This window comes from Diaphorobacter sp. (genome assembly GCF_050251835.1).
In the GTDB taxonomy this organism is placed as follows: Bacteria; Pseudomonadota; Gammaproteobacteria; order Burkholderiales; family Burkholderiaceae_C; genus JBFXIE01.
Genome location: NZ_JBFWLZ010000003.1, coordinates 17468 through 37905 on the forward strand (window position 1 = coordinate 17468; position 20438 = coordinate 37905).

The 20438-nt window shown below is 64.0% G+C and carries 18 protein-coding genes; 13 read left to right on the plus strand and 5 right to left on the minus strand.

Annotated elements, in window-relative coordinates; translation table 11 throughout:
- The 4 genes from AB7E35_RS01780 to AB7E35_RS01795 are packed head-to-tail and all read left to right on the plus strand — an operon-like array spanning position 1 to position 3809.
- On the plus strand, positions 1-1476 hold the full coding sequence (locus AB7E35_RS01780) for an NADH-quinone oxidoreductase subunit M (RefSeq protein WP_428162883.1): 1476 nt from the start codon (positions 1-3) through the stop codon (positions 1474-1476).
- Between the two features lie 24 nt (positions 1477-1500).
- Positions 1501-2994, plus strand: coding sequence for an NADH-quinone oxidoreductase subunit NuoN (nuoN, locus tag AB7E35_RS01785; protein ID WP_428162884.1), 1494 nt, complete (start codon positions 1501-1503; stop codon positions 2992-2994).
- 16 nt (positions 2995-3010) lie between these two features.
- Complete coding sequence (locus tag AB7E35_RS01790) at positions 3011-3334, plus strand: DUF2818 family protein (RefSeq protein WP_428166961.1); 324 nt, start codon at positions 3011-3013, stop codon at positions 3332-3334.
- A 13-nt stretch (positions 3335-3347) separates the two neighbouring features.
- Entirely contained in the window at positions 3348-3809 is a 462-nt protein-coding gene (locus tag AB7E35_RS01795; protein ID WP_428166962.1) for a DUF1178 family protein, read from the plus strand.
- Between the two features lie 80 nt (positions 3810-3889).
- Here AB7E35_RS01795 and AB7E35_RS01800 read toward each other — a convergent pair whose 3' ends face one another.
- Positions 3890-4576, minus strand: a complete 687-nt coding sequence (locus AB7E35_RS01800; protein ID WP_428162923.1) for a DUF3334 family protein — start codon at positions 4574-4576, stop codon at positions 3890-3892.
- A gap of 294 nt (positions 4577-4870) precedes the next feature.
- On the opposite strand from AB7E35_RS01800, the gene AB7E35_RS01805 reads away from it, so the two are divergent.
- From AB7E35_RS01805 to AB7E35_RS01815, 3 genes are all read left to right on the plus strand, one after another.
- On the plus strand, positions 4871-5437 hold the full coding sequence (locus AB7E35_RS01805; protein ID WP_428166963.1) for a cytochrome b: 567 nt from the start codon (positions 4871-4873) through the stop codon (positions 5435-5437).
- 83 nt (positions 5438-5520) lie between these two features.
- Complete coding sequence (locus AB7E35_RS01810; protein ID WP_428166964.1) at positions 5521-6102, plus strand: YceI family protein; 582 nt, start codon at positions 5521-5523, stop codon at positions 6100-6102.
- Between the two features lie 62 nt (positions 6103-6164).
- Positions 6165-6740, plus strand: a complete 576-nt coding sequence (locus AB7E35_RS01815; RefSeq protein ID WP_428162889.1) for a YceI family protein — start codon at positions 6165-6167, stop codon at positions 6738-6740.
- Positions 6741-6915: 175 nt separating this feature from the next.
- Here AB7E35_RS01815 and AB7E35_RS01820 read toward each other — a convergent pair whose 3' ends face one another.
- Positions 6916-8076, minus strand: a complete 1161-nt coding sequence (locus AB7E35_RS01820; protein WP_428166965.1) for an FUSC family protein — start codon at positions 8074-8076, stop codon at positions 6916-6918.
- A gap of 29 nt (positions 8077-8105) precedes the next feature.
- A complete protein-coding gene (locus AB7E35_RS01825; RefSeq protein WP_428162891.1) occupies positions 8106-10412 on the minus strand; it encodes an NADP-dependent malic enzyme in 2307 nt (768 codons plus the stop codon).
- A gap of 178 nt (positions 10413-10590) precedes the next feature.
- Here AB7E35_RS01825 and AB7E35_RS01830 point away from each other — a divergent pair, with 178 nt between their 5' ends.
- Positions 10591-11922, plus strand: coding sequence for a glycerate kinase type-2 family protein (locus tag AB7E35_RS01830; RefSeq protein WP_428166966.1), 1332 nt, complete (start codon positions 10591-10593; stop codon positions 11920-11922).
- Between the two features lie 69 nt (positions 11923-11991).
- Here the strand turns inward: AB7E35_RS01830 and AB7E35_RS01835 are convergent, their stop codons facing one another.
- Positions 11992-12447 (minus strand): hypothetical protein, encoded by a 456-nt coding sequence (locus AB7E35_RS01835; RefSeq protein ID WP_428166999.1) that lies wholly within the window; start codon positions 12445-12447, stop codon positions 11992-11994.
- A 252-nt stretch (positions 12448-12699) separates the two neighbouring features.
- Between AB7E35_RS01835 and dcd the strand changes: the two genes are divergently transcribed.
- The 4 genes from dcd to AB7E35_RS01855 all read left to right on the plus strand — a co-directional run bounded on the left by dcd (position 12700) and on the right by AB7E35_RS01855 (position 18242).
- Positions 12700-13266, plus strand: a complete 567-nt coding sequence (gene dcd / locus AB7E35_RS01840) for a dCTP deaminase (protein ID WP_428162893.1) — start codon at positions 12700-12702, stop codon at positions 13264-13266.
- Positions 13267-13367: 101 nt separating this feature from the next.
- Positions 13368-15701 (plus strand): esterase-like activity of phytase family protein, encoded by a 2334-nt coding sequence (locus AB7E35_RS01845; protein WP_428166967.1) that lies wholly within the window; start codon positions 13368-13370, stop codon positions 15699-15701.
- Between the two features lie 92 nt (positions 15702-15793).
- A complete protein-coding gene (gene ypfJ, locus AB7E35_RS01850; protein ID WP_428162895.1) occupies positions 15794-16654 on the plus strand; it encodes a KPN_02809 family neutral zinc metallopeptidase in 861 nt (286 codons plus the stop codon).
- Positions 16655-16778: 124 nt separating this feature from the next.
- Positions 16779-18242, plus strand: coding sequence for a DEAD/DEAH box helicase (locus AB7E35_RS01855; RefSeq protein WP_428166968.1), 1464 nt, complete (start codon positions 16779-16781; stop codon positions 18240-18242).
- A gap of 95 nt (positions 18243-18337) precedes the next feature.
- Here the strand turns inward: AB7E35_RS01855 and AB7E35_RS01860 are convergent, their stop codons facing one another.
- Positions 18338-19180 (minus strand): symmetrical bis(5'-nucleosyl)-tetraphosphatase, encoded by an 843-nt coding sequence (locus tag AB7E35_RS01860; protein ID WP_428166969.1) that lies wholly within the window; start codon positions 19178-19180, stop codon positions 18338-18340.
- A gap of 598 nt (positions 19181-19778) precedes the next feature.
- Between AB7E35_RS01860 and AB7E35_RS01865 the strand changes: the two genes are divergently transcribed.
- Complete coding sequence (locus AB7E35_RS01865) at positions 19779-20075, plus strand: H-NS histone family protein (protein ID WP_428162897.1); 297 nt, start codon at positions 19779-19781, stop codon at positions 20073-20075.
- Positions 20076-20438 lie beyond the last annotated feature (363 nt).

The window sequence follows — 20438 nt, forward strand, 5'->3', positions numbered from 1 at the left end:
ATGGGTTTGTTGAGTCTTGCCATCTGGGTGCCCATCGCATTCGGTGCCGTATTGCTGGCCCTGGGGCGTGATGAGCATGCGCGGGCGGTGCGCTGGCTGGCGCTGGTGGGTGCCTTGCTTGGTCTTGCCGTCACCGTTCCTCTGATCTCTGGTTTTGACAACGGCAGCGCTGTGGCGCAGTTTGTCGAGAAGACCATGTGGATCGAACGTTTCAACGTCCACTACCACCTGGGGGTTGATGGAATCGCCTTCTGGTTTGTCCCGCTCACCGCTTTCATCACGGTGATTGTGGTGATCGCCTCCTGGGAGGCGATCACCGAGCGCGTCAACCAGTACATGGGCGCGTTCCTGATTCTCTCGGGCCTGATGATTGGTGTGTTCAGCGCGCTCGACGGGATGCTGTTCTATGTGTTCTTCGAGGCCACGCTCATCCCCATGTACCTGATCATCGGTATCTGGGGTGGGCCGAACAAGATTTACGCGGCCTTCAAGTTTTTCCTGTACACGCTGCTGGGTTCCCTGCTGATGCTGGTGGCCTTCATCTATCTGTACAACCAGTCGGGCGGCAGCTTCGATATTGCGGCATGGCACAAACTGCCCCTGTCCGCCACTGCGCAGACCTTGCTGTTCTTCGCCTTCTTTGCCGCTTTCGCCGTGAAGGTGCCCATGTGGCCGGTGCACACCTGGCTGCCTGATGTGCACGTCGAGGCGCCGACAGGCGGCTCCGCCGTTCTGGCTGCCATCATGCTGAAGCTGGGCGCGTATGGTTTCCTGCGCTTTTCCTTGCCGATCGCGCCAGATGCATCTCACGAGTGGGCCTGGCTGATGATCGCCTTGTCGCTGGTGGCTGTCATTTACGTGGGCTTGGTGGCGATGGTGCAAAAGGATATGAAGAAGCTGGTGGCTTATTCGTCCGTTGCCCACATGGGGCTGGTCACCCTGGGTTTCTTCATCTTCAATGACGTCGGGGTCTCCGGCGGACTGGTGCAGATGATTGCCCACGGTTTCGTGTCCGGCGCCATGTTCCTGTGCATCGGCGTTTTGTATGACCGCGTGCACTCGCGCGAAATCGCGGCTTACGGAGGTGTGGTCAACACCATGCCCAAGTTTGCAGCTTTTGCCTTGCTGTTTTCGATGGCCAACTGCGGCTTGCCCGCCACGGCTGGCTTTGTCGGGGAGTGGATGGTGATCATCGGCGCCGTGAAGTTTGACTTCTGGGTGGGCCTGGGCGCAGCCTCCAGCCTGATCCTGGGCGCAAGCTACACCTTGTGGATGTACAAGCGCGTGTACCTGGGGCCAGTGACCAATGACAACGTGCGCGGCCTCGTGGACATCAACGGGCGCGAGTTCCTCGTCCTGGCGCTGCTGGCTATTGCCGTGCTGTACATGGGCATCTATCCCAAGCCCTTCACGGATGTGATGGACGCCTCCGTGGCCGACCTGCTCAGGCATGTGGCGCAATCCAAGCTCAACTGACCAGACTGAACTGAGAGAAACGAGATGATTGACAACATCAGCTGGCTGGCGATTTACCCCGAGATCGTGCTGCTGGTCATGGCTTGCGTGATCGCACTGGTGGACCTTGGCGTAACCAGCACCCGCCGCACCGGAACTTACGTGCTCACCATGCTGACCCTCGCGGTGGTGGCTGCGTTGCAGGCCATGTACGCGACCAGCGGCAACACCTTCTACGCTTGGGGCAACATGGTGGTCAGCGACGCCATGGGCAACTGGCTCAAGTGCTTTGCCACCGTGGCTGTGATGGTCGTGCTTGTCTATGGGCGCCCCTACGCGGCCGATCGCGACATGCTGCGCGGCGGTGAACTGTTCACGTTGACCATGCTTGCCCTGCTGGGGATGTTCGTGCTGATTTCGGCCAACAACTTCCTGTTGATTTATCTGGGACTGGAGTTGATGACGCTTTCCAGCTACGCGCTGGTGGCCATGCGTCGCGACAACGCCACGGCGACTGAAGCCGCAATGAAGTACTTCGTGCTGGGTGCGATGGCCAGCGGCTTCCTGCTGTACGGTTTGTCGATGCTTTATGGCGCCACCGGTTCCCTGGACATCGGCCAGGTTTTCAAGGCCATCAACGCCGGTCAGATTCGCCATCAGGTACTGGTTTTCGGGCTGGTTTTCGTCGTGGCCGGCCTGGCATTCAAGCTGGGGGCCGTTCCTTTCCACATGTGGGTGCCTGACGTTTACCAAGGCGCTCCCACTGCCGTGACGCTTTTCATCGGCAGCGCACCCAAGCTGGCAGCCTTTGCCATGGTGATGCGCCTGCTGGTGGATGGGCTGCTGCCGCTGGCGATTGACTGGCAGCAGATGCTCGCAGTGCTGGCCATCGGGTCGCTGCTGGTGGGCAACCTGGCTGCGATCATGCAGGCCAACCTCAAGCGCATGCTGGCGTACTCCACCATCTCGCAGATGGGCTTCGTGCTGCTGGGCCTGATGTCGGGTGTCGTGCATGGCAACGTGGACGCCACCGCGGTGGAAAACGCCTACAGCTCAGCCATGTTCTACATGGTGACCTATGTGCTGACCACATTGGCGGCCTTTGGCGTGATCCTGCTACTGGCTCGCGAGGGTTTCGAAAGTGAAGAAATTTCCGACCTGTCCGGCCTGAATCAGCGCAGTCCGCTCTACGCGGGCGTGATGGCGGTGTGCCTGTTCTCCATGGCCGGCATTCCTCCGCTGGTGGGTTTCTACGCCAAGATGTCGGTGCTGCAGGCGCTGGTCGCGTCTGGCCAGGCGTTGCACATTGCGCTGGCGGTGTTTGCCGTGATCATGTCGCTCATCGGGGCGTTCTATTACCTGCGCGTGGTGAAAGTCATGTACTTTGACGCGCCGTTGACGGCCACCAGCGTGTCCGCGCCGCTGGATGTGCGTGTCGTGCTGACCATCAATGGTGCGCTGGTCTTGATTCTGGGCCTGCTGCCCGGTGGCTTGATGGCGTTGTGCGCGGACGCCATAGTGCGCGCTCTGGCCACCTGACGAAAGGGCGATTGTCATGACCCAGACCGGGTCCATCTGGCTTGTGATTGTGCTGGCGCTGGTCGCCGCCAATCTGCCCTTTGTCAATGACCGCTGGTTGCTTGTGGGTGCGAGTGCGCAGGGGCGCAAGCCGCTCTTTGCGCGTGCCTTGGAGTTGCTGGCGTTGTACTTTGTCGTGGGCACATTTGCCCTGGCGCTTGAAAAGCGCGCTGGGCAGATAGCGCCCCAGGGTTGGGAGTTTTATGCCGTCACGGGTGCCTTGTTTGTGACGTTGGCTTTTCCCGGCTTTGTCTATCGCTACCTGATGCGCCGCGGCGCGCCTACCGACGCGCAGGATTGACGGGGTTTTTGCATTGAAGGTTCTTGATCTTCTGTGCCCCTTGGATCACGCATTCGAGGGCTGGTTTGCGAGTGAAGAGGACTTCCACGACCAGCTCGCGCGCGGCCTGATCCAATGCCCGATGTGCGGTAGCGCCCAGGTGCGCAAGGGGCTGAGTGCTCCGCGCCTGAATTTGCGGTCCGCTCTTCCTGATGCTGGCGATCGCCAGGGCGCGGAGCCCGCCGGCTTTGCAGCAGATACACCCCCGCAGGCGCTTCAGGCCGCATGGTTGGCCCTGGCGCGCGAGATTGTCGCGAATACCGAAGACGTCGGTTCGCAGTTTGCGTCGCTGGCGCGGCGCATGCACCATGGCGAAGCGCAACCGCGCGGCATACGCGGCCAGGCCACGCCGCAAGAAACGGCCGACTTGCTCAACGAAGGCATTGCCGTATTGCCGCTGCCCTTGCCACTGGCGGCCAAAGAACCACTCCAGTAAGCTGGGCACGCTGGCGCCGTACCGGGCTTGCGCCAGCAGGCGCGCACCGGCCAGTGCAGCCCACTCGGCGCGGTACGTGCTTACATACCAAGGGATTTGAGCAGCGCTTCAGTGTCTTCGTCCGCTGTGGGTGCTGGAGCTGGCATGGGTGTCGCGGCTGCGGACTGAGCCATAAGGGCATCCGGGTCGGGCGCTGTTTGTGGCTCGAAGTCGTAGAGCTTGATGAACTGCGTACGGTCGATGGCCAGCTCCAGGTAAAAAATATTGTTGTTGCCGGTGTAGAAAGTCACGCGGCGCGCCTCGGGCTGATCCAGGTTGGCGTCCACGCTCAGCATCACCTGCTGATTCAGCACCAGCATCTTGGGCTGGTTTTGCGTGATGTGGGTTTGCAGTTCGCGCCGCACTTTGCTGGTGAAGTCGCCCGCCACCTGGTTCATCAGTTCCCCCATGACGTTGCTCACTTCGTCAGACGTGAACGAGCCGGCCAGATCAGCGGCGGACATGCCCATGCTGACCATGTAGCGTTCATAGATTTCCATCGCTGCGGGGGCGGAGAAGTTGAGGATCATCAACCCGCAGAAGCCGCCATCAAACAAGACAAAGCAGCCGATGTCCGGCTTCAGGCAGGTCTTCGTGATGCGTTGCACCATCCCTGAGTAATGCACCGGCCCCTGCGTTGCCATGGACAGCACGCGCGTCACGGAATTACACAAAGAGATGAGCACGTCTTCAGTGCCATAGACGGCGGTGGTGGTCGCAGAGGTCATGTCGGTTGAGAAGATGGGGATAGGGCTTTGCCAATTCTTGGCATCCATCATGACATGGCGTATCTGCACATGCCTGGGCGACCGTTGGAAGATCAAGGCGTTTGCTGCGCTGTTCATTAATTTTGAATTCAAACGTCAATCCAGTTGAAACCCGGCGCATGATTGGCTGCCTAAACTGTTGACTTCTTTGATTCCCCTGGCCCCGTCGGCTAACGGCTATGGCGCCAAAGGACTTTGCACCGCGCACGCAGAGCTGTTCTGCAGCGAATCACCAATCACCTGACTGCACCGCCCATGAACACTTCCGCCGTACCAGCCACCGCCCGCTATGGCGCCACCGCCATTGCCTTGCACTGGGTGTTGGGGCTGGCCATCGTGGCACTCTTTGGCGTGGGCTGGTACATGACCGGGCTGCCGTTCTCGCCCCAACGTCTGAAGCTCTACAACTGGCATAAATGGGCGGGTGTGGCCATTCTGGGGTTGTCTGCCATGCGCCTGGCATGGCGTCTGGCCAACCGGCCACCGGCTTTGCCGGCCGAAGTGCAATCCGCCATGCCGCGCTGGCAGCAACTGGCCCATCATGGAGTGCACCATTTGCTGTATGCGTTGTTTTTCGTCGTGCCCCTGGTGGGCTGGGCCTACAGCTCGGCGGCGGGGTTCCCGATAGTGTTTCTTGGATTGATCCCGCTGCCCGATTTCGTGCCCGCGAGCCCCGCGCTGGCTGAGACCCTCAAGCCCTGGCATGCGTGGACCGCCTATGCGCTGGCAGGTCTGGTTGCCTTGCACGTGGCGGCAGCCCTCAAACACCACTTTGTGGACCGCGACGGCCTGATCGGCCGGATGCTGCCTGCCCGGCCCTGACGCGTGACCGGCATGCACAGCGGGCGACTTGCCCCGCAGTGCCGGTTTTTCCTTTCCTGAACAACTATCTGGAGCCGTTCACGATGACTCAATTGACTCTCCGACGCCGCGTGGCCCTGTGGCTGGCTGGTGCCTTCCTTTTGGCCGGTGGCGCGGCGCATGCGCAACAAAAACTGCTGCTTGACCAAAGCGAGATCGTCTTCGTCAGCAAGCAAATGGGTGTGCCCGTTGAAGGCCGGTTCAAGAAGTTCGATGCACAGGTGGCGTTAGATCCTGCCAAGCCCGCGACCAGCAAGGTGGCCTTCTCGGTGGACACTGGTAGCGCGACGCTGGGTGTGCGCGAAACCGATGCCGAACTGCCCAAGGCCGTGTGGTTCAACGTTCCCAGGTTTGCGCAGGCCACCTTCCAGTCCAGCGCCATCAAGGCGGTGGGCGCCGGCAAATACGAGGTGGTCGGCAAGCTCGCCATCAAGGGCGCCACGCAGGATGTGACGGTGCCAGTCACTCTCACGCAGAACGGTGCCACCACCGTCGCCGCCGGCAGCTTTGTCATCAAGCGCCTGGCGTTCAAGATTGGCGAGAACGAGTGGGCTGACACTTCCATGGTGGCTGACGACGTGCAGGTCAAGTTCAAGCTGGCCCTGGCCGGCGTGCCCAAGTTCTGATGGTTTTTTCTCTGTTTTTCGTGTCCCTTTTGTTTTCATCCAACCCCTAGGAGTATCCCTACATGCGTTCCACCTTTTTCGCCATTGCCGCCGCAGCTGCCCTGACCGCCGGTGCCGTGCACGCCGAGCCCGCCACCTATGCCGTGGATCCCACGCATACCTTTGCCACGTTCGAGATCGACCACTTTGGCGCCAGCGTCAATCGCGGCCGCTTCAACAAGAAAGAAGGCACGGTGCAGTTCGACAAGGCCGCCAAGACCGGCAAGGTGGAGCTGACGCTGCACATCGACTCCATCGACACCGGCACGGAGATGTTCGACAAGCACCTGACCAGCGCCGAGATTTTTGACGCAGGCCAGTTCCCCACTGCCAAGTTCGTGGGCGACAAGTTCACCTTCAAGGGCGACAAACTGACGGCAGTGGCCGGCAGCCTGACCATCAAGGGCAAGACGCAGCCCGTGACCCTCAAAGCCAACCAGTTCACCTGCTACGACAACCCCATGCTCAAGCGCGAAGTGTGCGGCGGCGACTTCGAGACCACCATTGACCGTACCGCGTTCGGCGTGAACTACGGCGTGGAATACGGCTTCCCCAAGAAGGTTCGCATCGTCGCCCAGATCGAGGCTGTGAAGCAGTAATTGCGTCGCTGTAGTGCCCGCGGTCTGCTTTCGTGGGACGAAATAGCAAACGCCGACCCGAGGGTCGGCGTTTGCTATTGATACATGAGCTATCAGCGCTTGTTGCTTATGGCCTTGCTGCCGATTTGACTTGTTATCACGCTGCGCGCCCACTGCACGCCCACTGCACTTGTCTTCACCGGCCTGACCGGTGGTGACGGGCCAGATGGATGCGCTCGTCCATGGACGACAGTGCCAACGCCAGCACCGTGCCGACGACGGCGCCCAGCGTGGTGTCATAGATGCGCGAGATGGCCATTTCCGCCGCCTCGCCGTGGCTGGCCAGGGTCGTCATCAGCAGCGCCATCGGGGTGACGAACACCTGGCCCAGCGCGTAATTGAAGCCGATCACCACTTCGGTCAGCACCTGCAGCACGACCACCGCCAGCAACAGCGTCCAGAACGAAGGCGACAGCGACAAGATGGCCCACGCAATGGCCGCCCCGGCAATGGTGCCCAGCGTGCGCTGCCAGGCCCGGTGCACGGTGCCCGGCAAATGCGCGCCCTGCAGGACGGCCACAGCGCCAATCCCGGCCCACGCGGGATGCGACCAGCCGGCCATGTGCGCCAGAACGGCCGCCAGCGCGGCACACAGCGACACGCGAAGGGAATACAGGGTCGCATAACCCGGGCCGATGGCCGGTGGGGCAGTTGGCGCAGCAGTGGCAACGGGAGTCGGTGCTGCAGCAGTGGCCGCTGCAGGGGCCGGCACCATGACATTCAGGTCGCGCAGGTGGTCGGTCAGCAAACACACCAGCCATGCCGCAGCCGCTCCCAAGGCTGTGGCTGCCGTGCGTTCTGCCAGGGCCAGCGGGCCACCAATGGGGCCCAGGGCGGCGCTGGCAGCAAAGATGAAGATCACCGCACCCGGCGCACCCACCTGTGTGCGATGGGCCAGCGATGCCAGCACCCCCGCCAGGGCGGCCAGCGCCAGCAGCATGACCACCGGTGGCAGCCCCGCCAGCGTCAGCCCCGACAGCAGCGCTACGGGCATGACCAGCAACGCGCCGGCCGTCAGCACGACGTAGCGACGGCGGGCGATGGGCGCAAAACGCCCGAACAGCGCAGCCAAAGCCCCCAGTCCGCCAAAGCCCGCCAAATGTTCCCAGGGCGAATAGTGCAGACCCGCCGCCACCGCAAGCACAGCCAGCGCCACCTGGATGCCCGCGATGGTGGCGTTGCGTACCGACGGGGGGCGCTGGATGGTCAGGCTCTCGCGCAGCCGCGCGGGCGAAGCCAGGTGGCGCAGCGACTGGGTCAGCGATGCGGGGGGCGGCGTTTGGTGCTTGCGATGCATGGTCGTGCGGCGGTCAAGATCCCGCCGTCCTAGCCGCGGCGCGTGGCGGCGCTGACCACGGCCAGTGCCGTCATGTTGAGCACACGGCGCATGGTGGCCGCGGGCGTCAGGATGTAGGCCGTGGCCGAGGTGCCCATCAAAATGGGCCCCACGGTCACGCCGCCGCTGGTGGTGGTCTTGAGCACGTTGTACAGGATGTTGGCCGAGTCGATGTTCGGGCAGATCAGCACATTGGCCGAGCCGGTCAGCGTGGAGTCCGGCAGATAGGTGTTGCGGATCTTGGGCTCCAGGGCCGCGTCGCCGTGCAGTTCGCCGTCGCACTCGATCTCGGGGTGGCGGGCCACGAAGATGTCGCGTGCGGCACGCATCTTGCGTGCCGACGCCCGCTTGGACGAGCCAAAGCTGGAGTGCGACAGAAACGCCACCTTGGGCGGAATGCCAAAGCGCCGCACCTCCTGCACCGACGCCCAGGCGATGTCGGCCAGTTCTTCGGCCGTGGGGTCTTCGTTGACGTAGGTGTCGGCGATGAACAGCGTGCCGTTGTTGGCGGTCATCAGGGCGTTCAGGGCCGCGTACTGCTGCTCGCCCGGGGCGTGGCCCAGGATGTTGTGGATGCGCTCCAGGTGCGTCTCGTAGGTGCCCACCAGGCCGCAGATCATCGCGTCGGCGTCGCCCAGCTTGACCATCAGCGAGGCGATGATGGTGTTGGAGCGGCGCACCGCCGCCTTGGCCACTTCGGGCGTCGCGCCATCGCGGCGCATCAGCTGGTGGTAGTGCTCCCAGTACTGGCGAAACCGCGGGTCGTCGGACGGGTCGCACACCTCCACGTCCTTGCCCGGCTGCATGCGCAGCCCCGCCTTGGCGATGCGCGCCGCAATCACGGCGGGGCGGCCGATGAGGATGGGACGCGCGATGTGGTCGTCAATGGCGATCTGCGCGGCGCGCAGGGCGCGCTCGTCCTCGCCGTCGGCATAGGCCACGCGTTTTTGCGCGTCGGGCAGAGCCTTGGCCGCATTGATCACGGGGCGCATCAGCATGCCGGTCTGATAGACGAAGCGCGACAGGCTTTCCTTGTACGCCTCCATGTCTTCGATGGGGCGCGTGGCCACGCCCGATTCAAAGGCCGCCTGCGCCACGGCGGGCGCAATCTTCAGGATCAGGCGCGAGTCAAACGGGGTGGGAATCAGATAGTCGGGGCCGAAGGTCAGCTCCTTGCCCGCGTAGGCGGCGGCCACTTCCTCGCTGACGTTCTCCTTGGCCAGCGCGGCGATCTGGCGCACGCAGGCCAGCTTCATGGCCTCGGTGATCTTGGTGGCGCCGCAGTCCAGCGCGCCGCGGAAGATGTAGGGAAAGCACAGAACGTTGTTGACCTGGTTGGGGTAGTCCGAGCGGCCGGTGGCGATGATGCAGTCCGGGCGCACGGCCTTGGCCAGCTCGGGGCGGATCTCGGGCTCGGGGTTGGCCAGCGCCAGGATGATGGGCTTGCCGGCCATGGTCTTGACCATCTCGGCCGTCAGCACGCCGGGTGCCGAGCAGCCCAGGAACACGTCGGCGCCGTTGACCACGTCGGCCAGGGTGCGCGCGTCGGTCTTTTGAGCGTAGCGGGCCTTGGATTCGTCCAGCGGGCCGCGGCCTTCGTAGATCACGCCCTTGGAGTCCACCACGAAGATGTTCTCGCGCTTCACGCCCAGGCCCACCATCACGTCCAGGCAGGCGATGGCGGCGGCGCCGGCGCCGGAGACGGCCACCTTCACCGCGGCTATGTCCTTGCCTACCAGCTCCAGGCCGTTGAGCAGCGCGGCGCTGCTGATGATGGCCGTGCCGTGCTGGTCGTCGTGGAACACCGGGATGTTCATGCGCCTGGACAGCTCACGCTCGATGTAGAAGCACTCGGGCGCCTTGATGTCCTCGAGGTTGATGCCGCCCAGCGTGGGCTCGAGCGCGGCCACGATCTCGATGATCTTGTCGGGGTCGCGCGCGTCCAGTTCGATGTCGAACACATCCACGCCGGCGAACTTCTTGAACAGGCACCCCTTGCCCTCCATCACCGGCTTGCCGGCCAGCGGGCCGATGTCGCCCAGGCCCAGCACGGCCGTGCCGTTGGTGATCACGCCCACCAGATTGCCGCGCGAGGTGTAGTCGAACGCCTTGGCCGGGTCGGCCTGGATGTCCAGGCAGGGATAGGCCACGCCGGGCGAATAGGCCAGCGACAGGTCGCGCTGGTTGGACAGGGGCTTGGTGGGCGTGACGGCGATCTTGCCGCGCGTCATGTTGCGGTGGTACTCAAGCGCGGCTTCGCGCAATGCCGCTTCGGCGGCGGACAGGGGCTGGGTCATGGCAGTGGACAGCAGAAAGGAGCGAGCAAAAAATGGGTGGACGCGCAGAGCGCGCAGCGGGCACGCCGACGCGACAATCTGGAAAGAGGCCTGCCAGCTTACTGCATGCTGATGCCGCAGACGGTGGCCGGGCCTCGTCAAAATGCCGGGGCACGACAGTCACCGACAGGCCTAAATCATGCAACACCCAGGCACCCCGGCCGGTTTGCCGCCGCCGGATTTTTTGCTGCAGCTGTTTCGCCACGCCGTCTGGCGCGCCCAGCCTCTGCACGGCATGGCGCAGCACCTGCCGGCGCCGCCGGCGGGCAGGGGCCGCACCGTGGTGCTGGGCGCAGGCAAGGCGGCCGGCTCCATGGCCCAGGCGCTGGAGGCGCTATGGCCGCCGCACGCGCCGCTGTCGGGGCTGGTGGCCACGCGCTACGGCCATGTGCCGCCGCGGCCGGCGGGCCTGGCGCAGCGTATCGAGGTGGTGGAGGCGGCGCACCCCGTGCCGGACGCCGCCGGGTTGAACGCGGCCGAGCGCATGCTGGCACTGGCACAAGGTCTTGACGCTGACGACCTGGTGCTGTGCCTCATCTCGGGCGGTGGCTCGGCGCTGCTCACGCTGCCCGCCGCCGGACTGACGCTGGCCGACAAGCAGCGCATCAACCGCGCGCTGCTGGACAGCGGCGCCGCCATTGGCGAGATGAACTGCGTGCGCAAGCACCTGTCGCGCATCAAGGGCGGGCGCCTGGCCGCGGCCTGCCACCCGGCCCGGGTGGTGACGCTGGCCATCAGCGACGTGCCGGGCGACGACCCCGGCGTCATCGCCAGCGGCCCCACGGTGCCCGACGAAACCACCTGCGCCGACGCGCTGGACATCCTGGCGCGCCTGCGCATCGACATCCCCGATACCGTGCGCGCCGCGCTGCAGGCCGGCACGCTGGAAACCCCCAAGCCCGGCGACGCGCGCTTTGCCGGCCACCAGGTGCACCTGATCGCCACGCCGCAGCAGTCGCTGCAGGCTGCCGCCGAGGCCGCGCGCGCCGCGGGCGTGGCGGCGCACATTCTGTCGGACGAGATCGAGGGCGAGTCGCGCGAAGTGGGCAAGGTGCATGCCGCACTGGCCCGCGCCGTGGCGCGCCACGGCCAGCCGTTTGCGCGGCCCTGCGTGATTTTGTCGGGCGGCGAGACCACGGTCACCGTGCGCCCGCAGCAGCAGCCGGGGGGCGCCCCGGGCCGGGGCGGGCGCGCCGGCGAGTTCTGCCTGGGACTGGCGCAGGCGCTTCAGGGGCAACCGGGGGTGTGGGCGCTGGCGGCCGACACCGATGGCATCGATGGCATGCTGAACAACGCCGGCGCGCGCGTGGCGCCCGACACTCTGGCGCGCGCCGCGGCGCTGGGCCTGCGCATTGGCGACCACCTGGATCGCAACGACGCCTATGGCTACTTTGAGGCGCTGGGCGATCTGGTCATCACCGGCCCCACGCACACCAATGTGAACGACTTTCGGGTGCTACTTATTTTGTAGCTATTGACGCTTGTTAAATAAGCGCTGGAGGCTTTTTTGGCTGGTGTTGCGCCGCAGTCAGCGCCAGCGTCAGAGCTGGCCTTCGGTCAGCGTGTCGAGCTGAAAACGCCCCGACTTGTCCCACAGCCAGGTGTCGGTATAGGTCACGCGCTGCATGCGCGCGGGCACGGGAAAGGGCGCCGCAGCGCGCACCGTGCGCTCGATCTCGGCGATCACGTCGGGCGCGTGGCGCGGTGCGCGCATCCAGCGCAGGGCTGTCACGCGGCCGCCCCGGTCAACGTCCACCTCCAGCACGCCAATGGCATGCAGCAGTGGGGGCAGCTTGCCCTTGTAGATGCGTTGCGTGTTCAGGCCGTAGATGTGGCTGGCCGCATCGTGGCGGTAGGCGCGCGGCGTGGTGGCGGCCGACGCGCGTACCTGGCCCCGGGCTGCTTCATCGACGGCGCCCGGTGTGGCCGAGTCCTGCGGCCGGGGGACGTCGGGGGCGGATTTGCATGCGGCGACGATGGCGGCCACCAGCGCCATCAGGCTGGCGGGCAGCCAGGACGGGCGTGCGGTCTGGCGTGCCGTATTGCCTGAGGCAGGTGGCGTGCGGTCGGGTGCGTCGTGGGGGTGCTGGGGCATGGTGGTTGGGGCTGTGCGGCAGCGGTTGGGTGTGGGCTGGGTTGATTTTGTGTAAAAACGCCTTGAGCCTTTGTAATTCAAGCGCTGACAGCTATCATTAAAATAGCTAAAGAGCAAAGTCTGATTACTTAGAATATCCGCCAGGAGTACCCCATGAGCATCAAGAGCGACAAATGGATCCGCCGCATGGCCGAGCAGCACGGCATGATCGAGCCCTTCGAGCCCGGCCAGATCCGCGAGAGCGGCGGTCACAAGATCATCAGCTACGGCACCAGCAGCTACGGTTACGACATCCGCTGCGCCCGTGAATTCAAGGTTTTCACCAACATCCACAGCACCGTGGTGGATCCCAAGAACTTCGACGAAAAGAGCTTTGTCGATTTTGAGGGCGACCACTGCATCATCCCGCCCAACAGTTTTGCGCTGGCGCGCACGATGGAATACTTTCGCATCCCGCGCGACGTGCTCACCATCTGCCTGGGCAAGAGCACCTACGCGCGCTGCGGCATCATCGTCAACGTCACCCCGTTCGAGCCCGAGTGGGAGGGCTATGTGACGCTGGAGTTTTCCAACACCACGCCGCTGCCCGCCAAAATCTACGCTGGCGAGGGCTGCGCCCAGGTGCTGTTCTTCCAGGGCGACGAGCAGTGTGAGACCAGCTACAAAGACCGCAACGGCAAATACCAAGGCCAGCACGGCGTGACGCTGCCGCGCGCCTGATGATCCCGGGAGCCGCACCGTGCGGCGGCGCGCGCCGTCCGTCGTCAACAGATTGACACAATCGTTTCATAGATTAGCCCCTCTTTCAACTGGGGAATTTAATGAAGAAATCAGCGATTGCGTTGGCGGTGGGTGTGGCCTTGTCGGGGCTTTTGGCGGCCTGTGGCGGTAGTGACGATGGCCCGGCGGATGTGCCCTCGGTCAGCAATCCGAACAAGTTCTTCAACCGCACCGCCACCTTTGCGGTGTGCGCGCAGGTGGGTTCCTCGTGCGAAGACAGCACGCCGACGGCAGCAGAGATCGTTGCCGCCAGCGAAGACGGCATGACGCTGGTCTATACCAACAGCCTCAAGGGTGAAGTCGGCTTCGTCGACATCGTGGATCCAGCCGCGCCCAAGGCCCTGGGCAAGCTCGCCATGGGTGGCGAGCCCACCTCGGTCACCGTGCTGGGTAGCCATGCACTGGTGGCGGTGAACACGTCGGCCAACTTCATCAACGCCTCGGGCAAGCTGGTGGTGGTGGACATCGCCAAGCGCTCGGTGGTCACTGAAATCCAGCTCGGCGGTCAGCCCGACTCGGTGGCGCGCAGCAAGGACGGCAAGTACGTGGCCGTGGTGATCGAAAACGAGCGCGACGAGAGCGTGAACAAGGGCGCGCTGCCCCAGGCGCCCTCGGGCTACCTGACCATTGTTGACACCGTGGGCGCCCCCGCCACCTGGAAGACGCGCAACGTCGAGCTCAAGGGCCTGGCCACGCTCTACCCCGAGGACGCCGAGCCCGAGTACGTCTCCATCAACGACGACAACGTGGCCGTGGTCACGCTGCAAGAGAACAACCACATTGCGCTGGTCGATCTGCCCACGGGCAAGGTCACCAGGCACTTCAGCGCCGGTGCGGTCACCCTGACCCAGGTGGACTTGACCGACGCCCCGCGCCCCAACAGCGTCAACCTGACCGAGACCCAGGCCAACCGCCTGCGCGAGCCCGATGGCGTGACCTGGCTCTCCAAAGCCCAGTTCGCCACCGCTAACGAAGGTGACCTGAACGGCGGCAGCCGTGGCTTCACCATCTTCAACACCGACGGCACGGTGGCTTACGACGCCGGCAACACCCTGGAGCACCTGGTGGCGCGCATCGGCCACACCAATGACAAGCGCTCTGACGCCAAGGGCAACGAGCCCGAAAACGTCGCTTTTGGCCGTTTTGATGGCACCGACTACCTGTTTGTCGCCTCCGAGCGCTCTAGCGTGCTGGCCGTGTACGACATGGGCCAGAAAAACCAGCCGGTCTTCAAACAAGTGCTGCCCGCAGCGCTGGCACCCGAAGGCGTGCTGGCGATTCCGTCGCGCAACCTGCTGATTGCCGCCAGCGAGAACGACGACCGCGCCACCAACTCGACGCTGCGCTCCGCCCTCAACATCTACCAGTACCAAAGCGCGCCTGCAGCCTACCCGACCATCCAGTCGGTCAACCGCGCCGCCGACGGCACGCCGATCCCCTGGTCGGCGCTGTCGGGCCTGGCGGCGGCGCCTACGGGTTCTATCGTCTATGGCATTGACGACAGCTTCTTCCGCGGCAACCGCATTTTCGAGATCGACACCAGCACCAAGCCTGCCAGCCTCAAGCGCGAAATCCGCATCACCGACCCGAACGGCAAGATTGCCGCCCTGGCCGCCACGCTGCCCGCTGCCAAGGATGCCAACGCCTTTGACGCCACCGACCTGGCCGCACTGGTGAACGCCGACGGCAGCGTCAACCTCGACCCCGAAGGCATTTCGCTGGCCTCGGCTGGTGGCTTCTGGATTGCCTCCGAAGGTGCCGGCACGGTGGGCGACGCGGCGCGTCCGGTGCTGTCGGCCAACCTGGTGTTCAAACTCTCGGCCAGCGGCGTCATCGAAGAAATCATCCAGCTGCCGGCCGAGGTCAATGCCAAGCAGCAGCGCTTTGGCTTTGAGGGCATTGCTGAATCTAACGGCAAGCTGGTGGTGGCCTTCCAGCGCGCCTGGGCGGGCGAGACACAGCCGCGCATCGGCGTCTATGACCTGGCGGCAAAGACCTGGCAGTTCATGTTCTATCCGCTCGACGCCGTCACCTCGCCCAACAAGGGCTGGGTGGGCCTGTCGGAAATCACCGCACTGGGCAACAACCGCTTTGTAGTGATCGAGCGCGACAACCAGGGCGGCCCCGATGCCCGCGTCAAGAAGCTCTACCGCATCGACCTGACCGGCGTGGCCAACGGCGCCACGCTGACCAAGACCCTGATGCGCGACGTGCTGCCCGACCTGCGCAAGACCAATGGCCTGGTGGTCGAGAAGATCGAAGGCTTTGCCGTGCTGGCCAATGGCGATGCGCTGCTGGTCAACGACAACGACGGCGTGGACGAGAACAATGGCGAAACCTGGCTCTTCAACCTGGGCAAGCTCAATTTGAACTGATGCCGCTGGCCTGCCAGCCTTGCGGACGCAAGGGGCGCGCGTAAACTGCGCCTTCTTGCGCCCACAGGGCTGGGCGCGCCAGGAGGCGCACTATGAGATGGGAAGGCAACCGGCAGTCAGACAACGTGGAAGACCGCCGCAGCGCAGGCGGCGGCTTCAGGGGTGGCCGTTCCATCGGCATCGGCACGATCATCGTGGCGCTGATTGGCTGGGGCGTGTTCGGCATCAACCCGCTCACCACCATCGGCTTGCTGTCCGACGGCTCGGCGCCGCCAGCGCAACAGGCACCTGCGCAGCGCCCGTCCGGTGATGATCGCCAGGCCGTTTTTGTATCCACCGTGCTGGCATCCACCGAAGACGTATGGGCGGACTTGTTTCAGCGCGGTGGCGCGCAGTACCCCATGCCCAAGCTGGTTTTGTTTCGCGGCGCCACGCCCACGGCCTGCGGCACGGGGCAAAGCGCCATGGGTCCGTTTTACTGCCCGGGTGACCACAAGGTGTACCTGGATCTGGACTTTTTCGACACCATGAGCCGCCAACTGGGCGCCCCCGGCGAATTTGCCCGTGCCTACGTGATCGCCCACGAGGTCGGCCACCACATACAGACGCTGGTGGGCACTACCGCCAAGGTGGACGGCATGCGCGGGCGCATCAGCCAGCGCGATCAGAACGCCCTGTCGGTACGGCTGGAGTTGCAGGCCGATTGCTACGCAGGCATCTGGGCCCACCATTCGCAGCAGGCCAAGAACTGGCTGGAGCGGGGCGACATCGAATCCGCCGTGAACGCAGCCGAACAGATTGGCGACGACAAGCTACAGCGCGAAGCCACAGGCACGGTGCGCCCCGACAGTTTCACCCACGGCTCCAGCGCCCAGCGCGTGCGCTGGTTCACGCAGGGCTTCAAGACGGGCAATGTGCAGGCCTGCGATACCTTCAAGGCACAGGCGCTGTAGGCGTGCAGCACAGCCAGCGGTCTGTTGGGGGGCAATGCTGGCGCGGCCGTGGCGGCTTGCCCTGGCTGAAGCCACTTCCTGGCCCTGACCCTTGCCGGCGCCGCAATGCGACAATAGCGCCTTGATGACACAACCCTACTCCACTCTTGCGCTGGCCGAACCGCTCAAGCGCGCCGTAGCCGACATGGGCTACGAGAACATGACCCCGATCCAGGCGCAGGCGATCCCTGTCGTGCTGACCGGCAAAGACGTGATGGGCGCTGCCCAAACGGGCACCGGCAAGACCGCGGCTTTCTCGCTGCCGCTGCTGCAGCGCCTGCTCAAGCACGAAAACAGCTCTGCCTCTCCGGCCCGCCACCCCGTGCGCGCGCTGGTGCTGCTGCCCACGCGCGAGCTGGCCGACCAGGTGGCGCAGCAGATTGCGATGTATGCCAAGTACACCAAGCTGCGCAGCACCGTGGTGTTTGGCGGCATGGACATGAAGCCGCAGACCGCCGAGCTGAAAAAAGGCGTCGAGGTGCTGGTGGCCACGCCCGGCCGCCTGCTGGATCACATCGAGGCCAAGAGCGCGGTGCTCAACCAGGTCGAGTACGTGGTGCTGGACGAAGCCGACCGCATGCTGGACATTGGCTTTCTGCCCGACCTGCAGCGCATCCTCAGCTACCTGCCCAAGCAGCGCACCACGCTGCTGTTCTCTGCCACGTTCTCGCCCGAGATCAAACGCCTGGCCGGCAGCTATCTGCAAGACCCGGTCACCATCGAGGTCGCCCGCCCCAACGAGACCGCCTCCACCGTCGAGCAGCGCTTTTTCAGCGTGGATGGCGACGACAAGCGCCGCGCCATTCAGCATGTGCTCGATGAGCGTGGGCTTAAACAGGCCTTCATCTTTGTCAACAGCAAGCTGGGCTGCGCCCGCCTGGCGCGCAGCCTGGAGCGTGATGGTCTCAAGACGGCTGCCCTGCACGGCGACAAGAGCCAGGACGAACGCCTGAAGGCCCTGGACGCCTTCAAGAATGGCGAAGTGGACTTGCTGGTCTGCACCGACGTGGCCGCGCGGGGACTGGACATCAAGGACGTGCCTGCGGTGTTCAACTTTGACGTGCCTTTCAATGCCGAGGATTACGTGCACCGCATTGGCCGCACGGGCCGCGCGGGCGCATCGGGGCTGGCCGTGACGCTGGTGGCCAGCAGCGACACCCGCCTGGTGGCGGACATTGAAAAGCTCATCAAGAAAAAGATCGATCTGGAGCTGCTGCCGCTGCGGCATGAGCGCCCCGGCGCCCGGCAGCAGGGGCGCCTGGGCGATGGGCGCCGCGCCTGGGGTGGCAGCGACGCAGACGAGGGCACCGCCGCGCCCCGAGGCCGAGAGCGCAGCGCTTACCGGCCTGCGCCGCACGCCTCGCGCGACCCGTTCTTTGACAAACCCTACGAAGCCAGCGCAGCCGCGGGGGCATCGGCCAGCTGGGAGGTGACGCCCAGGGCCTCGCCAGCGCGCCCGGGCGTGTCTGCCAACATCAAGCCCAAACGCAAGGTAGCTGCCTTGTTCAAGGCACCCCAGTCAGCGGCGTCCGAGTCGTCGATCAGCTGACGACGTCTTGAATCCTGCCCCAGGGCCACCGTTGCCGCGGTCTTGCATGGTGGGCCAACCAGCCAACGTCTTGTCGCTGCGGTGAAGGGGCATCGCTACCCGGGCTGCTGCGCTTGCGGGCATTGCACCTTGCAGTGTTCGCGCTCGGCCAGCGTCGTGCCAAACCGCACTGCGCTCAGGCAGCCGCCCCAGACGCAGCCTGTATCCAGCGCCAGCAGGTCGGGGCGGTTCATCCAGCCCAGCGTGGACCAGTGGCCGAACGCAATCAGCGTGCCCTGTGTGCGCCTGTCTGGTGCGTCAAACCACGGCACCAGCCCTTCGGGCGCGTGGCTGGCGCTTTCGGTGCTTTCAAAATCCATGCGGCCCTCGGGCGTGCAAAACCGCAGGCGCGTGAACGCATTCACGATGATGCGCAGCCGATCCGCGCCTTGCAGACTGGCATCCCAATGGTTGGGACTGTTGCCGTACATCTGCTGCAGAAAGTCTGCCAGTCCGGCGCTCTGCAGCATGGATTGCACCTCGGCAGCCAGGCACAGCACGTCATCCGCGGACCATTGCGGCAGCACGCCGGCATGCACCATCAGCAGGCTTTGGCCGCCATGCTCCACGCGCCGTGCCAGTGGTTGATGGCGTACCCAGTCCAGCAGTGCATCCCGGTCGGAGGCCTGCAAAACGCCTTGCAGCGTGTCGCGCCGAGAGGGCTTGCGCACGCCATGGGCCGTGGCCAGCAGGTGCAGATCATGGTTGCCCAGCACCGTGCGCGCGCTGTCGCCCAGTTGCATGCAGCGGCGCAGCACGGTTGCCGAGCCGGGGCCACGGTTGACCAGATCGCCCAGCAGATACACCGTGTCGCGGCTGGGAGAAAAACCGATCGCGGACAGCAGCCGCTCGAAGGCATCGTCACATCCTTGAATGTCGCCTACGCAATAAAGAGCCATATTGGTTTTGTGCCAGTGTTGTTGAAAGTACGTATGCCGAATTTCTCGTCAGGCGCAGCCCCGGGGTGCTTTCCGGGAAGCGACCGGGTAACGGCGGCGCCTTTGTGGTTATTTGTGTACTTCGGATCATGCAATCCCATGACGATGAGAGCCTGCTTCAGGATACGCTTGCCCTGTACCGCGCCGGCTGAGATTCCAGGCCCGGAAGGGAAATCGCGGCTTATTGTGGCGTCTGCTTCATTGGCAGAGAGCACTTGTGGCGCTGTTTTTTGCGTTGCTTGCCTGCGGGATCAATCGTGTCAGGGCGGGTTATTGCGTTAGTAACTGATTGAATCGACCACTGACACAAAAAGCACCGCTGCGCAGAGACGGTGATCGGGTGCCCCAGGGCGCCACGTTCGTGGCGGTGTGCAACCTGCTAAAGGTTCTTTGAATGGCTGTCCGCCGAACCAAAGGAAGAGGGTCCAGGCTGTGGGATTTGGCGTGTTGATTGAAGGCAGCCCGAATTTTTAAGGAATTTTCGTGAATCGGTAACACGGCTAGATTCGCATCTCTATAATTGGCGCGTTATTAATTCCTAACGCCAGTAAATACCGCTATGACCACCAGCTACAAAGAATTGTTGAAGCAACGCGAAGCCCTTGAGCAGCAAATCAACGAAGCACGGCGCCGCGAGTTGACATCCGCCATCGCTCAGGTACGCGATTTGGTGGCCGAGTATGGATTGACGCAGCAGGATGTATTCCCGGCAGGCCGGGCCGGCCGTGTCGCTGCCGCTGGTGGCGTCAAGGTGGCTCCTAAATACCGCGACCCCGTTACCGGCCAGACCTGGACCGGGCGCGGCAAGGCGCCCAAGTGGATTCAAAACGAAGACCGCGAAAAGTTCGCCATTTGAGATGATTTGCTCTGGCGGGACTGCCGCTCGCGGCTGACAACCACGCAGACATTGCCGATGTTTCAATGAGCAAATGCCGACAAGACCCGCCCAGGCTAATCTTGGGCGGGTTTTCTTTTGGCACATTGTCGTGCCAGCGTACAGGGTGACGGGGAGTGGCGTGCAGCCCTGGTCTTGGGCGGTTGCTGCGTATTGTGCAACGCGTTTTTTCAAGAGTCCCGGCGAGGGAAAAGCCTCTTGTGCTATGCCGCACTATGCTCCTTGGTCATCAAGCCTTTCCTTGCATTCAAAATAGCTATGAAGAAGGCTTTTGTGCCGTCAGTGCATGAACAGCGCACAGACTTCATATTGCTGGCATTTGCT

Bases quoted from the DNA above. Each gene is read 5' to 3' on its own strand.
- AB7E35_RS01820 (WP_428166965.1), bottom strand. From the start codon at position 8,076: ATGCATCGCAAGCACCAAACGCCGCCCCCCGCATCGCTGACCCAGTCG.
- AB7E35_RS01865 (WP_428162897.1), top strand. From the start codon at position 19,779: ATGACCACCAGCTACAAAGAATTGTTGAAGCAACGCGAAGCCCTTGAG.
- AB7E35_RS01805 (WP_428166963.1), top strand. From the start codon at position 4,871: ATGAACACTTCCGCCGTACCAGCCACCGCCCGCTATGGCGCCACCGCC.
- AB7E35_RS01825 (WP_428162891.1), bottom strand. From the start codon at position 10,412: ATGACCCAGCCCCTGTCCGCCGCCGAAGCGGCATTGCGCGAAGCCGCG.
- AB7E35_RS01830 (WP_428166966.1), top strand. From the start codon at position 10,591: ATGCAACACCCAGGCACCCCGGCCGGTTTGCCGCCGCCGGATTTTTTG.
- ypfJ (WP_428162895.1), top strand. From the start codon at position 15,794: ATGAGATGGGAAGGCAACCGGCAGTCAGACAACGTGGAAGACCGCCGC.
- AB7E35_RS01800 (WP_428162923.1), bottom strand. From the start codon at position 4,576: ATGACCTCTGCGACCACCACCGCCGTCTATGGCACTGAAGACGTGCTC.
- AB7E35_RS01855 (WP_428166968.1), top strand. From the start codon at position 16,779: ATGACACAACCCTACTCCACTCTTGCGCTGGCCGAACCGCTCAAGCGC.
- AB7E35_RS01815 (WP_428162889.1), top strand. From the start codon at position 6,165: ATGCGTTCCACCTTTTTCGCCATTGCCGCCGCAGCTGCCCTGACCGCC.
- AB7E35_RS01780 (WP_428162883.1), top strand. From the start codon at position 1: ATGGGTTTGTTGAGTCTTGCCATCTGGGTGCCCATCGCATTCGGTGCC.
- AB7E35_RS01845 (WP_428166967.1), top strand. From the start codon at position 13,368: ATGAAGAAATCAGCGATTGCGTTGGCGGTGGGTGTGGCCTTGTCGGGG.
- AB7E35_RS01790 (WP_428166961.1), top strand. From the start codon at position 3,011: ATGACCCAGACCGGGTCCATCTGGCTTGTGATTGTGCTGGCGCTGGTC.
- nuoN (WP_428162884.1), top strand. From the start codon at position 1,501: ATGATTGACAACATCAGCTGGCTGGCGATTTACCCCGAGATCGTGCTG.
- AB7E35_RS01835 (WP_428166999.1), bottom strand. From the start codon at position 12,447: ATGGCGCTGGTGGCCGCCATCGTCGCCGCATGCAAATCCGCCCCCGAC.
- AB7E35_RS01860 (WP_428166969.1), bottom strand. From the start codon at position 19,180: ATGGCTCTTTATTGCGTAGGCGACATTCAAGGATGTGACGATGCCTTC.
- AB7E35_RS01810 (WP_428166964.1), top strand. From the start codon at position 5,521: ATGACTCAATTGACTCTCCGACGCCGCGTGGCCCTGTGGCTGGCTGGT.
- dcd (WP_428162893.1), top strand. From the start codon at position 12,700: ATGAGCATCAAGAGCGACAAATGGATCCGCCGCATGGCCGAGCAGCAC.